Source organism: Blattabacterium sp. (Periplaneta americana) str. BPLAN (assembly GCF_000093165.1).
Taxonomy (GTDB): domain Bacteria; phylum Bacteroidota; class Bacteroidia; order Flavobacteriales; family Blattabacteriaceae; genus Blattabacterium.
Genome location: NC_013418.2, coordinates 563,298 through 578,303, shown reverse-complemented (window position 1 = coordinate 578,303; position 15,006 = coordinate 563,298). Strand labels below are relative to the sequence as shown.

At 27.1% G+C, this 15,006-nt stretch carries 17 protein-coding genes and 1 tRNA gene; 12 read left to right on the top strand and 6 right to left on the bottom strand.

The window, feature by feature from the left end; genetic code table 11:
- Window positions 1-10 precede the first annotated feature (10 nt).
- The gene (locus tag BPLAN_RS02830; RefSeq protein ID WP_012821690.1) at window positions 11-253 is read left to right on the top strand and encodes a F0F1 ATP synthase subunit epsilon; all 243 of its coding nucleotides are present in this window, start codon (window positions 11-13) and stop codon (window positions 251-253) included.
- A 1-nt stretch (window position 254) separates the two neighbouring features.
- On the opposite strand, the gene pdxA is transcribed toward BPLAN_RS02830, so the two are convergent.
- Window positions 255-1,283, bottom strand: coding sequence for a 4-hydroxythreonine-4-phosphate dehydrogenase PdxA (gene pdxA, locus BPLAN_RS02825; protein ID WP_041178321.1), 1,029 nt, complete (start codon window positions 1,281-1,283; stop codon window positions 255-257).
- Between the two features lie 65 nt (window positions 1,284-1,348).
- Between pdxA and BPLAN_RS02820 the strand changes: the two genes are divergently transcribed.
- Window positions 1,349-1,954: a riboflavin synthase gene (locus tag BPLAN_RS02820; RefSeq protein ID WP_012821688.1), complete on the top strand. Its 606-nt coding sequence runs from the start codon at window positions 1,349-1,351 to the stop codon at window positions 1,952-1,954.
- A gap of 11 nt (window positions 1,955-1,965) precedes the next feature.
- Here the strand turns inward: BPLAN_RS02820 and pckA are convergent, their stop codons facing one another.
- Window positions 1,966-3,552, bottom strand: a complete 1,587-nt coding sequence (gene pckA / locus BPLAN_RS02815; RefSeq protein ID WP_012821687.1) for a phosphoenolpyruvate carboxykinase (ATP) — start codon at window positions 3,550-3,552, stop codon at window positions 1,966-1,968.
- Window positions 3,553-3,661: 109 nt separating this feature from the next.
- Here pckA and BPLAN_RS02810 point away from each other — a divergent pair, with 109 nt between their 5' ends.
- The 5 genes from BPLAN_RS02810 to yihA are packed head-to-tail and all read left to right on the top strand — an operon-like array spanning window position 3,662 to window position 7,377.
- Window positions 3,662-3,937, top strand: coding sequence for an acyl carrier protein (locus BPLAN_RS02810; RefSeq protein ID WP_012821686.1), 276 nt, complete (start codon window positions 3,662-3,664; stop codon window positions 3,935-3,937).
- A 25-nt stretch (window positions 3,938-3,962) separates the two neighbouring features.
- Window positions 3,963-5,225: a beta-ketoacyl-ACP synthase II gene (gene fabF, locus BPLAN_RS02805; RefSeq protein WP_012821685.1), complete on the top strand. Its 1,263-nt coding sequence runs from the start codon at window positions 3,963-3,965 to the stop codon at window positions 5,223-5,225.
- Window positions 5,215-5,970: a ribonuclease III family protein gene (locus tag BPLAN_RS02800; RefSeq protein ID WP_012821684.1), complete on the top strand. Its 756-nt coding sequence runs from the start codon at window positions 5,215-5,217 to the stop codon at window positions 5,968-5,970. Before fabF ends, BPLAN_RS02800 begins: the two co-directional genes overlap by 11 nt.
- Before the next feature lie 29 nt (window positions 5,971-5,999).
- Window positions 6,000-6,782, top strand: a complete 783-nt coding sequence (locus tag BPLAN_RS02795) for an alpha/beta fold hydrolase (protein WP_012821683.1) — start codon at window positions 6,000-6,002, stop codon at window positions 6,780-6,782.
- Window positions 6,757-7,377 (top strand): ribosome biogenesis GTP-binding protein YihA/YsxC, encoded by a 621-nt coding sequence (gene yihA / locus BPLAN_RS02790; RefSeq protein ID WP_012821682.1) that lies wholly within the window; start codon window positions 6,757-6,759, stop codon window positions 7,375-7,377. The genes BPLAN_RS02795 and yihA overlap by 26 nt, the downstream gene beginning before the upstream one ends.
- Here the strand turns inward: yihA and aroQ are convergent.
- The 3 genes from aroQ to BPLAN_RS02775 are packed head-to-tail and all read right to left on the bottom strand — an operon-like array spanning window position 7,361 to window position 9,473.
- Entirely contained in the window at window positions 7,361-7,786 is a 426-nt protein-coding gene (gene aroQ / locus BPLAN_RS02785; protein ID WP_012821681.1) for a type II 3-dehydroquinate dehydratase, read from the bottom strand. The genes yihA and aroQ overlap by 17 nt on opposite strands.
- Window positions 7,764-8,531, bottom strand: coding sequence for a pseudouridine synthase (locus BPLAN_RS02780; RefSeq protein ID WP_012821680.1), 768 nt, complete (start codon window positions 8,529-8,531; stop codon window positions 7,764-7,766). The genes aroQ and BPLAN_RS02780 overlap by 23 nt, the downstream gene beginning before the upstream one ends.
- Window positions 8,532-8,534: 3 nt before the next feature.
- Complete coding sequence (locus BPLAN_RS02775; protein ID WP_012821679.1) at window positions 8,535-9,473, bottom strand: mevalonate kinase; 939 nt, start codon at window positions 9,471-9,473, stop codon at window positions 8,535-8,537.
- A gap of 157 nt (window positions 9,474-9,630) precedes the next feature.
- Here BPLAN_RS02775 and BPLAN_RS02770 point away from each other — a divergent pair, with 157 nt between their 5' ends.
- The 4 genes from BPLAN_RS02770 to BPLAN_RS02755 all read left to right on the top strand — a co-directional run bounded on the left by BPLAN_RS02770 (window position 9,631) and on the right by BPLAN_RS02755 (window position 14,360).
- Complete coding sequence (locus BPLAN_RS02770) at window positions 9,631-10,515, top strand: NAD kinase (protein ID WP_012821678.1); 885 nt, start codon at window positions 9,631-9,633, stop codon at window positions 10,513-10,515.
- A 78-nt stretch (window positions 10,516-10,593) separates the two neighbouring features.
- Complete coding sequence (locus BPLAN_RS02765; RefSeq protein WP_012821677.1) at window positions 10,594-11,334, top strand: isoprenyl transferase; 741 nt, start codon at window positions 10,594-10,596, stop codon at window positions 11,332-11,334.
- Entirely contained in the window at window positions 11,318-13,795 is a 2,478-nt protein-coding gene (gene bamA / locus BPLAN_RS02760) for an outer membrane protein assembly factor BamA (RefSeq protein WP_041178286.1), read from the top strand. Before BPLAN_RS02765 ends, bamA begins: the two co-directional genes overlap by 17 nt.
- Before the next feature lie 52 nt (window positions 13,796-13,847).
- The gene (locus tag BPLAN_RS02755; protein WP_012821675.1) at window positions 13,848-14,360 is read left to right on the top strand and encodes an OmpH family outer membrane protein; all 513 of its coding nucleotides are present in this window, start codon (window positions 13,848-13,850) and stop codon (window positions 14,358-14,360) included.
- A 5-nt stretch (window positions 14,361-14,365) separates the two neighbouring features.
- On the opposite strand, the gene BPLAN_RS02750 is transcribed toward BPLAN_RS02755, so the two are convergent.
- Window positions 14,366-14,438 (bottom strand) — tRNA-Phe (locus BPLAN_RS02750).
- A gap of 65 nt (window positions 14,439-14,503) precedes the next feature.
- Here BPLAN_RS02750 and BPLAN_RS02745 point away from each other — a divergent pair.
- Window positions 14,504-15,001, top strand: coding sequence for a hypothetical protein (locus BPLAN_RS02745; RefSeq protein ID WP_012821674.1), 498 nt, complete (start codon window positions 14,504-14,506; stop codon window positions 14,999-15,001).
- Window positions 15,002-15,006: the final 5 nt, after the last annotated feature.

The following is a 15,006-nucleotide window of genomic DNA, read 5'->3' as shown; positions in this document are numbered from 1 at the left end:
CTTTGTTTCCATGCAAGTAACAATTATCAATTTTGAAAAAATCTTTTATCAAGATAAAGTGGTATCTATTGTAGCTCCTGGATTAAATGGTTATTTTCAAATATTAGAAAATCACGCTCCATTTATTTCTATATTAAAAGACGGAATATTAAAATTGAAACCCTTCTATGTCTATGATAGAAAAAATTTTGAAATACAAATAGAAGGTGGAATCTTACAAGTAAAAAAGAATATGGTTTCTATTATTTTATAAATCATATTCCATTTTCATTCATATATTCCTTTCTATTTTTGAATATTTTTATAGCACTAAAAATAGCTTCTTCAAAAGAGTTTTCATTAGCAATACCTTTTTTTGCTATATCATATGCCACTCCATGATCTGGAGATGTACGTATGTGAGAAAGACCTGCAGTGAAATTAACCCCTTCATTAAAAGTTAGTGTTTTAAAAGGAATCAAACCTTGATCGTGATACATAGCTAAAACAGCATCAAAATTTCGATAATGTTGATTTCCAAAAAAACCATCTGGAGAATAGGGCCCAAAAACTAAGAATCCTTGTTTTTGAAATAAACTATCAATAGCTGGTTTTATCTTCGTTTTTTCTTCGTCTCCTATTAATCCATTTTCTCCTGAATGAGGGTTGCATCCTAAAACTGCAATTTTAGGTTTTTCTATAGAAAAATCCATTATTAAAGATTTATGCAAAATTTTGATAGATTTTATAATTTTTTTTGTAGTAATTTCATGAGTTACATTTTTTAATGGTAAATGATTAGTAACTAAGGCAATTTTTAAAGTATCATGAATCATGAGCATTAATGATTCCCCCTCTAAAATATTTTGCAAATATTCAGTATGACCAAAAAAAGAAAATTCTTTGTGATTCATCCAATTTTTATTAACTGGGGCTGTAACAAGAACATCTATTTTTCCTTCTTTCAAAGCTTTTGTTGCTTTTTTTAAAGATAAAATAGGATATTTTCCTGAATCTTGGTTAATTTTTATCAAATCAAATTTGATATCTTCTTTCCAAATGTTTAGAACATTTATTTTATAATCTACAATATCTTTTAAATTTTTTATTTCTCGCATATTATTTACTTCAATATTTAGAATTTTTTTGTAATAGGAGCATAATTTGATAGATCCAAATAATATAGGAGTAAAAAAATCCAAAAGTTTTTTTTTACGACATACTTTTAAAAAAATTTCTATTCCTATCCCATTGATGTCTCCTGTGGAAACACCTACTTTAATTTTCTTTTTTCTATAATTCATCATATGAATAATATAAATATGAAATAAATATTTTAATTTAAAAAAATTATGAATAATTTTCAATCATGTTTACTGGAATTATAGAATGTACTACTCAAGTACATGGATTAGATTATGAAAAGAAGAATCTTTGTATTACTTTTAAAAATCCATTTTCAGATGGAATAAAAATTAATCAAAGTATATCTCATAACGGAGTTTGTTTCACAATTATAGATGTGAAAAAGAAAACTTATTCCGTAATTGTTTCAGAAGAAACTTTACGTTGTACTAATTTAAATGTTTTAAAAATGAAAGATGAAGTTAATTTAGAACGTAGTATGAAAATTAATGAAAGATTTAATGGACATATAGTACAAGGACATGTAGATACAACAGCAAAAGTTTTGGATATAGAAAGAAAAAATGGAAGTTGGTTATTTTCTTTTAAGTCTAAAAAAAATTTATCTGGATTAGCTGTCGAAAAAGGCTCCATTGCTGTAAATGGGATTAGTCTGACTATAATAAAATGTACCCAACACATATTTAATGTTTCTATAATCCCTTACACATATGAAAAAACTAATCTCCAATTTATAAAAATTGGAGATTTTGTTAACATAGAATATGATATACTTGGAAAGTATGTCAGGGACTATATGAATTCAAATAGTAAACTATATACTATATAACTAATTATAATTTAGTGTTCTATTTTTGGTTCTTCATAGGAAATATTTTTATCCGCATATTTTCTATATGTATCAAAATTTTTTATGAATTTATTGACAAGTTTTTCTACTTGATTTTGATATAGTTTCTTATTTTTCCAAGTTTTTTTTGGATTTAAGATATCAGAAGAAATACCTGGACAATATTTAGGAATTTGAAAATTGAAAATCGGATACCTTTCATAATGAACCTTAGATAAACATCCATCTAAAGCACATTGTACAAGTTTTCGTGTATCTTTTAATTTAATACGAAAACCTAAAGTTTCTCCCCCAGATATTAATCCCGTATTTACCATCCATACGTTTATTTTTGGATTTTTTAATTTTTCTATTAGCATTTTTGTGTATGCAACTGGATGTAATGGCATAAATGGAGCTCCAAAACAAGAAGAAAAAGTAGCCTGTGGTTTTTTTATATTTAATTCTGTTCCAGCAACTTTAGAAGTATATCCCAATAAAAAATAATAGGAAGATTGTTCTTTATTTAGTTTAGCTATAGGAGGCAACACTCCAAAAGCATCATAGGTTAGAAAAAAAATATTCCTTATATTGGAGGATAATAATTTTTTTTCAATATTCTTTATGAAATAAATAGGATAACTTATTCGCATGTTTTGTGTGATAGAATCATTGAAAAAATCTACTTCTTTAGTTCCTTTTTTAAAAACAACGTTTTCCAACATAGCCCCCTTTTTTATGGCATGATAGATCATTGGCTCTCTTTCTTTGGAAATACCCAGTATTTTTGCATAACAACCTCCTTCAAAATTGAAAATAATATCATCATATGTCCATCCATGTTCATCGTCTCCTATCAATTTCCTATTAGAATCGTTGGAAATAGTTGTTTTTCCGGTTCCGGACAATCCAAAAAAAAGAGCGGTGTCTTTTGTTTGCTTCCCAATATTTGCTGCACAATGCATAGGAAATACGTTTTTATACGTAGGAAGCATAAAATTTAAAACAGAAAAAATGGATTTTTTTATTTCTCCCGTATATCCTGATCCACCAATCAGGATAATTTTTCTTTGAAAATTTAATATGGTAAAATTTTTTTCCCGTGTTCCATCCGTTTTTGGATGAGCTTGAAATCCTGGAGCGCATAATAATAACCAATCTGGTAAAATTTTTTCTATTTTGGAAATCCTAAAAAAAAGATTGTGGACAAAAAGATCTGACCATGGATATTCACTAATGGAACGAATGTTTAGTTGATAACGTTTATCTGAACAAAGATATCCATCTCTTACATAGAGTTCTTTTCCAGATAAGTATCGGACTATTTTTTCATATAAATTATCAAATTTTTTTGGATCAAAAGGTTGATTGAATTTTTCATCCCACCAAACTTTTTTTTCTGTAATATGATCCTTCACAATAAATCGATCTTTAGGGGATCTCCCCGTGAAAAATCCGGTATTAACAGCTAAAACTCCTGATTCGTTTTCTTGACCCATTCCATTTTGGATGATTATATTTTGTAATTCTTCCGGAGATAATTGCCAATTGTTTGAAGAATTAGAAATTCCATAATTTTCTAAAGAAAGAGAACTCATATTCTATTGTATTACTACTACTAACTACTATTGCTTACCAAGACAAATTTATATATGATTTACAAAAGTTTACTAATTTTGTACCAGAAAAAACAAAAATTATGATTCTATGTCGGATATTGCATCAAGAGTCAAAGCCCTTATCGTAGAAAAATTAAATGTAGAAGAAAGTGAAATTCTTCCTACTGCTAGTTTTACTAATGATTTAGGTGCAGATTCCTTAGATATAGTGGAACTTATTATGGAATTTGAAAAAGAGTTTAATATTAGTATTTCTGATGAAAAAGCAGAGAAGATAACTACTGTAGGTGAAGCTATACAGGCTATAGAAGATCTCTTAAATAACCAAAATAAAATGGAAAAAAAGGATAAACCTTCTGATTAGATAACCCCTGATTATTTCTTTATTTATGATGAAGAAATTAAAGAGAGTAGTAGTTACTGGTTTGGGCTCTATTACCCCAATAGGAAATAATGTAGAAGAATACTGGATATCTCTTATTAGTGGAAAAAACGGATCCGCACCTATTACCTATTTTGATACTAAAAAATATAAAACGAAATTTGCTTGTGAGTTAAAAAATTATGATCCAGATATTTTTTTCAGTAAAAAAGAACAAAGAAAACTGGATCCTTGTGCACAATATGGTATTGTAGCCTCATCTGAAGCCATAAAAAATAGTGAAATAAATTTTTCTAAAGAAAAAAAAGAACGTATTGGTGTAATTTGGGCGTCTGGAATAGGCGGTCTTTTGAATTTAGAAGAGTCTATTTCGGATTATGTAAATGGAGGAAAAAATCCTAGATTCAGTCCTTTTTTTATTCCGAAAATGCTTATAGATATTACGGCTGGTTTTATTTCCATGAATTATGGACTTCACGGTCCTAATTACGCAACTGTTTCAGCTTGTGCCTCATCTTCTAATGCAATTGTGGATGCTTATCATTTAATATGTTTGGGAAAAGCTGATATTATGGTAACTGGTGGATCTGAAGCAGCTATAACACAAAGTGGAGTAGGAGGTTTTAATGCTCTACACGCTTTATCCACTAGAAATGAGGATTATAAAACTGCATCACGTCCTTTTGATAGGGATAGAGACGGGTTTGTCTTGGGAGAAGGGGCTGGATGTCTTATTCTGGAAGAATACAAACATGCTAAAAGAAGAGGGGCAAATATCTATGCGGAAATAGGAGGAGTTGGGATGTCTGGAGATGCCTATCATATTACAGCCCCCCATCCAGAAGGAAAAGGAATAGTTCTAGCTATGAAAACTGCTATAGAAGATTCCGGGATTGGGTATGAGGAAGTGGATCATATCAATGCACATGGGACTTCTACTATTTTAGGAGATAGAGCAGAGGTTAAAGCTATTCAAGAAGTTTTTCATGAAAATGTCTATAATATTGATATCAATTCTACTAAATCTATGACAGGTCATTTATTAGGTGCCGCAGGAGCTATAGAAGCTATAGCGGCTATACTCCCTTTAAGTAAAAAAATCATACCTCCAACTATTAACTTATTTCATATAGACAAAAAAATAGATCCAAAAATTAGTTTCACTCCAAATAAAGCAATAAATAGAGAAGTGAAAATTAGCATATGTAATACTTTTGGTTTTGGAGGACATAATGTTTGTATTTTATTTAAGAAAATAGATGTTATCTGATGATATTACTTTTCAAAAAGAGGAAAAAAATTCTATTTTAGTTAGTAGATTAAAAAAAATATTAGGATTTTGTCCAAAAAATTTAAAACTTTTGAAAGATGTATTCATCTACAGTTTTTCGACAAAAAGAAAGACTTTGGATAAGAACTATTTTTTAGATTTTCAAAGATTAGAATTTTTGGGAGACGCGGTATTGAATTCTATTATTTCACATTTTTTATGTGAAAAACTTCCCGAGAAAAAAGAAGGAGAGTTAACTCAAGTTCGATCTAAAATTGTATGCAGAAAAAATTTAAATGAAATTTCTAAAAAATTGACCCTTGCAGAAGTTTTTTTTCAAAACAATCAACCCATTATATCTGAGAATATATTAGGGAATACTTTAGAAGCTTTAATAGGATTTATTTATTTAGAGATAGGATATCAAGGTTGTAAAAATTTTGTCTATAAAAAGATATTACATTATCATGTAAATATCACGCAATTACAAAATGAAATTTCTAGTTATAAAGTTTGGGTAATAGAATGGTCTCAAAAAAATAAATTCATTATAAATTTCAACACTTTTAGGGAAACAAAAGAAGAAATTGAAAATAAACATGTGATCACTTATTTTTCTGAATTTACTATATCTAGATGTGGAATTAAAACGGAAGGAAGAGGTCCTTCAAAAAAAAAATCGGAAGAAATGGCTGCAAAGGCTGCTTATTTTCTTATTCAAAAAAAATGTAAAGAAAATACTTAATATTTTGTATTTCTGATATATAATCTGTTATGTTTATTCTTAATAAAGAAAAAAAGTTTATAAAAGAGGGATCAGGTCATCCATTGGTCTTGCTTCATGGATTGATGGGCGGGTTAAGTAATTTTAATGCTCTTTTAGATTTTTTCCAAAAAAAAGGATATAAAGTAATTATTCCTAGACTCCCTCTTTATAACATGCCTCTATTTCTTACAAATATTTCTAACTTATCTAAATATGTGATTCAATTACTGATAGAAATAGGAATTGAAAAAGCTACATTAATAGGAAATTCTCTCGGAGGACATATAGCTTTAATTGTCGCCAAAAAAAGAATAGATTTAGTACATTCTGTAGTTCTTACAGGAAGTTCTGGTTTATTTGAAAAAGCTTTTGGAGATGCTGTTCCTAAAAGAGAAAATTATGAATATATTAGAAAAAAATCTCAAGAAGTTTTTTATGATCCTAAAATAGCTACAAAAGAATTAGTAGATGAAGTCTTTCACATTGTTAATGATAAAAAGAAAGGGATGAAAACTTTATATCTTGCAAAGAGTGCTATGAAATATAACATGTCTAAAGATTTATCTGTTATTCAACAGCCGATTTGTTTGATTTGGGGAAAACAAGATCATGTAACTCCACCAGAAATCGCGAAAGAATTTCATAGATTACTACCTCATTCAGAATTATATTGGATAGATAAATGTGGACATGTTCCTATGATGGAACATCCTCAAAAATTTATAAAAATATTAGAAAAATGGCTTTCTAAATTTAATTTAAATCATGAAAATTACTTCTGTAAAATTTGAAGGAAGTAAGATTCAATCAAATCAATTATTTCTTTCTAATTTTCCTGAATATGCTTTTATTGGACGTTCTAATGTAGGTAAATCAAGTTTAATTAATTGGATCACTAATCGAAGAAAATTAGCTAAAGTTTCTTCTACTCCAGGAAGAACAAAATTTGTAAATCCTTTTTTAATCAATCATAAATGGTATTTAATAGATTTGCCTGGATACGGATATTCTTCTATCTGTCAAAAGAAAAAAGAGAAAACACAAAAGTTAATGATGGATTATATTTTTTATAGAAAAAATTTAGTCAATCTATTTCTATTGATAGATAGCAGAATATTTCTGCAGAAATCGGATATACATTTTATAAAAAAATTGAAAATTTTTCAAATTCCTTTTTGCATTGTTTTTACAAAAACGGATAAAATCCATCCAAGGTTTCTTAATAAGAATATAGATTTTTGCAAAAAGGAAATTGAAAAAATTCTTTTTTCAATGCCTAAATACTTTAAAGTATCCATAAAAAATAGAAGTGGAAGAGAGAAAATTATCCAATATATTCAAAATATTAATGAAATTTTTCAGAAAAATTTTACGAGAAAAAACTAAATATTCCTAATTCATAAGATTTTAATCCAAAACCGAAAATAGTTCCCTGACAAACAGAAGACAAAAATGATTTTTTTCTGAAAGATTCCCTTGAATGAATATTGGAAATATGAATTTCTATAACGGGAGAAGGAATAGATTTGACAGCATCAGCAATTCCCAAAGAAGTATGAGTATAAGCTCCCGCATTGAGAACGATTCCATCTGATTGAAAACCTATAGCATGTAAAATATCTATAATTTTTCCTTCATGATTACTTTGATAATAAGTAATGTCCATCTCAGAAAAAATTTTTTTCTTTTTTAGTTTGTTTAAATAATCTACAAAATTTTCTGTTCCGTATAATTCTGGCTCTCTTTTTCCCAAAAGATTTAAATTAGGACCATTAATTATGCTTATTTTTTTCATGGAATAAATTTTTTACAGTATGATCTACTTCTTGTTTACTTAAAAAACACCAACTTCCTATTTTAAGATTTTTATTAGTAAATCCTCCAAAATGAATTCTTTCCAGTTTGATTACTTGATAGGTAAGTTTTTTAAAAATACGTCTAATTACTCTATTCCATCCTATATGTAATCCAATTTTTACTATATTTTTTGCATATTTATGAAGAAAATCTATTTTTACTCTTCCTTCATTCAGATATATTTTTCCTTGTCTGATTTTATCTAAATCTTGATAATGGATGGTTTTATTCAATACAACTAAATATATTTTTTGGATTTTATATTTTGGATGAGTTAATTTTTCAGTTATAAATCCATCATTAGTAAGAAGTAAAACTCCTGTAGTTAAACGATCTAATCTACCAACAGGATAAATTCTATAATTCTGGAAATTTGGGATCAAATTCATGACAGTTTTTCTGTTAAAAGGATCACGCGTAGAAGTAATATATCCCTTAGGTTTATTAAGAAGTATATATATTTTTTTCTTGTTTTTGATTCTACTTCCATGAAATTTGATGACATCATTTTTATGGACAACCGTGCCAAATTTTGTAACGATTTTTCCATTAACCTCTATGAGACCTGATTGAATTAATTTATCTGCTTCTCTTCTAGAAGTAATCCCAGCATTAGACAAGTAATGATTTAATCTGATAAACTTCTCTTCTTCTATCTTTTTTTGATTCATTTTCATTATCATTTATTAAAAACGAAAAAGAACTTCTGTTGCATATTGTTTTAATTTTTCTCTAGATATTTCATAATTTGGAGTAAAACCTAAGATAAACCCCCCTCCTCCAGATCCACATAATTTTAAATAATGAAGATTAGTAAAAAGACCTTCTTCCCATATTTTCCAGAAATTTTTTGGAATCATAGGACGAAAATGATGAAAAACCCAAGTAGAAAGTAATTTAACGTTTTTAAGTAGAATCTTGAAGTCTCCTTTTAGAAAAGCTTCAATGCATTTTTCATTGTATTTCATAAACTCTTCTTTTAGTATTTTTTTAAAACTATCGTGTTTTAATTTTACAAAAAAAAATTCTATCATGGAAGAGGTTTTCCTGGGAAAACCAGAATCGATTAAAAAAATCGCTCCTCCTCCTTTTCCTTGAAAATTATTCTTTTCAGGAATTCCTATGGAAGAAATATCTGTTTCTGAACGAATGAGTAGAGGAAGATTTAAGTAGCAAATTAAGGGGTCTATTCCAGAACTTTTTCCATGGAAAAAAGATTCCATTTGGCTAAATATTTTTTTGAGAATTATTATGTTTCTCTTTTCTAAATAGAGTTTATTTTTGGCATATTTATCATAAACGGCGGCAACTAATGCTCCTGAACTTCCTATTCCATATCCTTGAGGGATATTAGAATGAAAAGAAATTCCCTTTTGAATATCTTCATATAAGTTTTTAAGATCAATTTTTGCTAAGTTTTTTTTTTTGTCCAAAAACAACAAAAATTTGTAATATTTTTCCAATTGAGAATTAGAATACAAAAACTCTTTGTTAAAAGATAAATTAGAATGGAATTTCAAAGTTCCTTGATAAAAATTATGAGGAATGGAAAGTCCACTAGCATTTTCTATTATTCCGTATTCTCCAAATAAGAGAACTTTTGCAGGAAATAAAGATTGTTTCATTTTTTATTTTTCAGAGAAACAAATTTAATCAAAAATGAAGTAATCCTTTTTTTTTAGATCAACGTTGACCAATTTTTGTTACATATAAACTGATTAATTTTGTAGTTCTTCTTTATTGTATTTTTTGTAGAAAATTATTTTAAACTAATTATTTATAATGAAAATAGCCCTATATGGACAAAAATTTGGAAAAAAAAATATCCCATACATGAATCAGTTCATTGGCTATGTGTCCAGTCATTCTATAGAAATTTACATTGAAAAATCTTTTTTTAATATTTTATCTTCCTTTGAAGAGTTTAAAAATCTAAACTTCCCTGTTTTTTCTCATTATAAGGAATTAACTAAGGATTTTAGTTTAATGTTTACTTTTGGGGGAGATGGGACCATATTGTCGGCTATTACTTTTATTAGAGATTCTGGAATTCCTATTGTTGGAGTGAATACAGGAAAATTAGGGTTTTTAGCCACTTTTAACAAAGATGTTTTTATAAAAAAAATGGATAAAATTTTTCATAAAAAATTTCATTTAATTCCTCGCAGTTTGTTATGGTTAGAAACTTCTATCATGAATGATAATCAATTTTTTAATTTTGCATTAAATGAAATCGTTATTCTTCGTAAGGAAACAGTTTCTATGATCACTATAGATGCTTATATAGATAATGAATTTTTAACTTCTTATTGGGCTGATGGATTAATTATTTCTACTCCTACTGGTTCTACTGGATATTCTTTAAGTTGTGGAGGACCAATCATTACTCCTGGAAATAAAAATTTTGTTCTTACCCCTATATCTCCACATAATTTATTTTCCCGTCCATTGATTATTTCGGATCATCAAAAAGTGCATTTAAAAATACATAGTCGTGGGAAATATTATTCTTTATCTATGGATACTAGACTTACTTCTTTGAAAAAGGATAATGAGTTATACATTAAAAAAGCTCCATTTTACATATATCTTCTTCAAGAAGAAAAACATACATATTATAAAACTTTACGAGAAAAATTATTGTGGGGGATGGATCAAAGAAATTAAAAAAAAGGGAGAAAAAAATAAGAAGGCTATATTTTTTTACTTTTTATTTTCTTTTATATTTGTTTAAAATGATGGATTATGATTTTTTATGAAAAATTTATTAGAAAAATAGATTTAAATAATATTCCTCATCATGTAGCCATCATTATGGATGGAAATGGACGTTGGGCTGAGAAAAGAGGACAATTGAGAACTTTTGGACATCAGAATGCTATGCAATCTGTGAGAGATTCCATAAATGGATGTAAAGAATTAGGAATCCCTTATATGACTCTATACGTTTTTTCTTCAGAAAATTGGAATCGTCCTAAAAAAGAAATAGATGATTTAATGCATTTATTTCATTCTAGTTTAAAAAATCATTTAGAAGAAATACACGATAGTAATGTAAGAATTATTCCTATAGGAGAGGTAGAAAAATTTTCTGATGTAATTCAGGAAGAATTATTTTTTTTTCGAAAAAAAACAAAGCATAATACATCTGTAACATTAATTTTAGCATTAAGTTATGGAGCTAGAGAAGAAATTTTAAGAGCTACAAAAACTATAGCTAAAAAAGTTTGTATGGGGCACTTATCCTTGGGAGACATAGATAATTCCTCTTTTAAAAATCATTTATATACTAAAGAAATTCCAGATGTAGATCTTCTTATCAGAACCAGTGGAGAACAGAGAATTAGCAATTTTTTGCTTTGGCAATCTGCTTATGCAGAACTATATTTTACGAAGGTCTTATGGCCAGATTTTCGTAAAAAAGATTTTTTCAAAGCCATAATAAATTATCAAAAAAGACAACGCCGTTTTGGAAAAGTTGGATAAAAAATTAAAAAATTTATTCTTATTTTCGTTAATTTTTTTTCTTCTGCATATCCCCTCTTCTAAAACAGAAAATAGAACGGATAATTTGATGCGTTTCAACCAAGAAAATCATGAATTTTTTTTCAAGGTAAGAAATATTTATGTTATGGGAAAAACTAAATATAACAGTTCTTTTGTTTCAAGTTTATCCAAGATTTTTCCTGGAGAAGAAATTTCTATACCTGGAAATAAGATTGATGAAGCTATCATAAAATTATGGAAGAGTAATCTTTTTAAAAAGATATCCATCTATAAAAAGAATATCTCTAAAAATGAAATTGATCTATTTTTTGATTTAGAAGATTTAATAGAAATTCATAAAATAAATGTTGAAGGAATAGGAAATATGGTATTTCCTATTATACAAAAAATACATCCAGGAGATAAAATCCCGGAACATTTGATTCAAAATATTAAAAATGATATTAAAAACTATTATGTCAAACAAGGATATCCTGAAGTGTCTATAAAAAGTCAATTAATTATTCAAAATAACAAAAACATATTAAATATATATGTAAAAAAAGGAAAGAGAATTGGGATAGAATATATTTTATTTGATGGAAACCAATCACTTTCTAAAAATATTTTACTCAATCTAATGGAAAAAACTAGAAAGAAAATCCATATTCCTATCATAGAAAAATCCTCCTATTTTGTATACGAAAACATAAAAGAAGATTTAAAAAATATTCGATCTAAATATCAATCAATGGGATTTATAGATGTTCAAGTTATTTTAGATTCTATATGGAAAAATGAAACGGGAGATTACGGAGTAAAAATTAAGATAATTGAGGGAAAAAAATATTATTTAGGAAATATTGATTTTATAGGAAATACTATTGAAAAAACGGATTTTTTGAGAAAAATCCTGTCCTATAAAAAAGGAGATATTTATGACAAAAATGGAATTAATAATAAAATTTTAAATACAAACATTTCCAGCATCATTTCACATTATTTAGATTTAGGATATTTATTTGTAAAAATAGTCCCTGTAGAAAAAATGATCGAAAATAATAAAATTCATTTAGAAATAAAAATAGAAGAAAATCAACCAGTATATATAAATAAAGTACACATATCGGGCAATACGATTACCAAGGATCATGTTATTAGACGTGAATTAAACATTTATCCAGGTGATCTTTTTTCTCCTAAAAAAATAAAGTCTAGTTTATTTCGTTTAATAAATTTAAATTTATTTGACAACAGTAAAATATATCCCTATATCCAAACAAATAATAATAAAACCATAGATATAGAATGGCGTGTCACAGAAAAAAGCGCTAATCAAATTCAATTGTATGGAGGATATGGAAAGGAAAAACTGCTTGGAAATCTCCAATTAAACTTTGGAAATTTTTCTCTTAGTAATCTTTTTCAGTTAAAATCATGGAAAAAAATTCCTCAAGGAGATGGACAAAAACTTATATTGTCTTGTCAATTTGGAAAATATTTTCAATCTTATGGTTTTTCTTTTACAGAACCTTGGATAGAAAAAGATAAACCAACCTCCCTTTCTTTGAATATAAAGTATTCCAAAAAAAAGGTAAATCAAACTGAGGATATTTATTTTCTTCCTTTATTCAATGAAAAAATTCCTCATGATGGATTTTTAGAAAGAATAGGGACTTCCGTCAAGTTAAATAAACTTTTAACCTTTTTAGACCCCTACACTAAAATAGAATTATCCATGAATTATGATAAATTTTCCTATAAGAAAAATTTATTCAAATTAAATAATTTGAGTTATTTAATCTCTTTACAAAGATTTTCAGGTGAACCGGATTTTGTTTTTCCTTTAAGAGGATCAAAAATACAATTGAATAGTATATTTACCCTTCCTCATTCCATCTTATTTAAAGAAAGTAAATCAGAATGGATAGAGTTTTTTAAATTTAAAATCAATTCTTATTGGTATAAAAAAATTATAGACAAAATGATAATGAAAATAGGTGGAGAATTTGGTTTGTTAGGAAAATATCATACAAAAAATTTGTTTTCATTTCAAAAATTTTATATGGGAGGGATAAAAAATCCAACGGATTTCAAATTAGTAGAAAATATAGACTATATTCCATTAAGGGGTTATTCTTCTCATGTAAATGATCCAGATTATATTACACCAAAGAATGGTGGAGTTATTTATAATAAATTAATTTTAGAAATTCGTTATTTGATTAAGGATTTTTCTAATCTATCTAAATTATGGACAAATTTTTTTATAGAAGGAGGAAATGTTAGTGATTCTTATCAAGAATTCAATCCATTGAAAATGAAAAAATCTTTTGGATTTGGATTTCGTTTTTTCTGGTTACCAATGGGATTTTTTGGAATAGATGTAGGTTATCCAATAGATGGGAAAAATATTATATCCAAATGGAAACCCCATTTCATTATAGGTCAAGATTTATAATTATATTTAGAATATCATTCTATAACTCTATACAAAATAAATAATTATATATATGAAAAAAAACACGATTCTTTATTGTTTATTGTTTTTTTTGTTTTTTGGAATATTTGGAAAAGGAAGGTCTTTACATTCCAAAGAATGCAATCAGAAAATTGTTTGTCTTAATAGTTTGATTCTTGTGGAAAAAATGCCTGAATTTTATAAAGCTCAGAAAGAGCTAGATAAATTAAGTAAAAATCATGAGAATACATTGGAAAAATTAGCAAAAGAATTCCATAAAAAAGCGGAAAAATTTCAGAAAAATAAAAATCCAATTCTTAAAAAAGAACTGGAAATATTACAAGCTAGAGCTCACGCATATCAGAAAAACGCAGCAGACGATTTAGCTAAAAAACAAAATAATTTATTAAATCCTATCTATAAAAAAATAGAAAATGCTATTAACAGAGTTATGGATAAAGATCAAACGATTATACGAGTTGATGATTGTAGCCCTGGAAAAGGAGTATTGGTTAATAAAGGAATAGACATCACGGAAGAAGTTAAGAAAGAATTAGGCATTTGATTAAATGGTATCTCCCGGAATCGAACCGGGGACACAAGGATTTTCAGTCCTTTGCTCTACCTACTGAGCTAAGATACCAACCGAAGAACAAAAATACAATAATAATAAGTAAAAAACTAAAAAGTTTTATAAGTATATTTTTTTTGTTATTTTTTTCTCTTTTTTCTTGTTCTGAAACAAAAAAAGAAATTTTAAAGAAAAAGAATAGAAAGGAAATTCCTTATAGAGTTTTTATTCGTACTAGTATTTTATATAAAGAAAAAGGCCTTGTTCGGTTTTTTATTTATTCTCCAATTATGGAAGAATATCCTATTTATACTTTATTTCCAAATGGATTGCAATTATTTCTTTATGAAAAAGGAAAAGATAAGTATACTTATCTTAGTGCAAATTGGGTTAAATCAACTGAAAAATTCTTTTATCATCTTAAAGGAAAGATAATCATTATGAATCCTAATGGAGATTTTTTAAAAACTGAGGAAATATACTGGAACAAAAAACGTAAAAAAATATTTAATAACTTATCTACGGTTATCTATTGTTCTGATGGAACAATATTACATGCAATGAATGGATTGGAGGCATCTGAAGATTTCAAAAAAATTAGGCTAAAAAATATTAGTGGAATTTTTCCTATATGAAAGAA

Excerpts from the sequence above, each read along its gene's own strand:
- BPLAN_RS02830 (WP_012821690.1), top strand. The coding sequence starts at position 11 with ATGCAAGTAACAATTATCAATTTTGAAAAAATCTTTTATCAAGATAAA.
- pdxA (WP_041178321.1), bottom strand. The coding sequence starts at position 1,283 with ATGAATTATAGAAAAAAGAAAATTAAAGTAGGTGTTTCCACAGGAGAC.
- BPLAN_RS02820 (WP_012821688.1), top strand. The coding sequence starts at position 1,349 with ATGTTTACTGGAATTATAGAATGTACTACTCAAGTACATGGATTAGAT.
- pckA (WP_012821687.1), bottom strand. The coding sequence starts at position 3,552 with ATGAGTTCTCTTTCTTTAGAAAATTATGGAATTTCTAATTCTTCAAAC.
- BPLAN_RS02810 (WP_012821686.1), top strand. The coding sequence starts at position 3,662 with ATGTCGGATATTGCATCAAGAGTCAAAGCCCTTATCGTAGAAAAATTA.
- fabF (WP_012821685.1), top strand. The coding sequence starts at position 3,963 with ATGATGAAGAAATTAAAGAGAGTAGTAGTTACTGGTTTGGGCTCTATT.
- BPLAN_RS02800 (WP_012821684.1), top strand. The coding sequence starts at position 5,215 with ATGTTATCTGATGATATTACTTTTCAAAAAGAGGAAAAAAATTCTATT.
- BPLAN_RS02795 (WP_012821683.1), top strand. The coding sequence starts at position 6,000 with ATGTTTATTCTTAATAAAGAAAAAAAGTTTATAAAAGAGGGATCAGGT.
- yihA (WP_012821682.1), top strand. The coding sequence starts at position 6,757 with ATGAAAATTACTTCTGTAAAATTTGAAGGAAGTAAGATTCAATCAAAT.
- aroQ (WP_012821681.1), bottom strand. The coding sequence starts at position 7,786 with ATGAAAAAAATAAGCATAATTAATGGTCCTAATTTAAATCTTTTGGGA.
- BPLAN_RS02780 (WP_012821680.1), bottom strand. The coding sequence starts at position 8,531 with ATGATAATGAAAATGAATCAAAAAAAGATAGAAGAAGAGAAGTTTATC.
- BPLAN_RS02775 (WP_012821679.1), bottom strand. The coding sequence starts at position 9,473 with ATGAAACAATCTTTATTTCCTGCAAAAGTTCTCTTATTTGGAGAATAC.
- BPLAN_RS02770 (WP_012821678.1), top strand. The coding sequence starts at position 9,631 with ATGAAAATAGCCCTATATGGACAAAAATTTGGAAAAAAAAATATCCCA.
- BPLAN_RS02765 (WP_012821677.1), top strand. The coding sequence starts at position 10,594 with ATGATTTTTTATGAAAAATTTATTAGAAAAATAGATTTAAATAATATT.
- BPLAN_RS02755 (WP_012821675.1), top strand. The coding sequence starts at position 13,848 with ATGAAAAAAAACACGATTCTTTATTGTTTATTGTTTTTTTTGTTTTTT.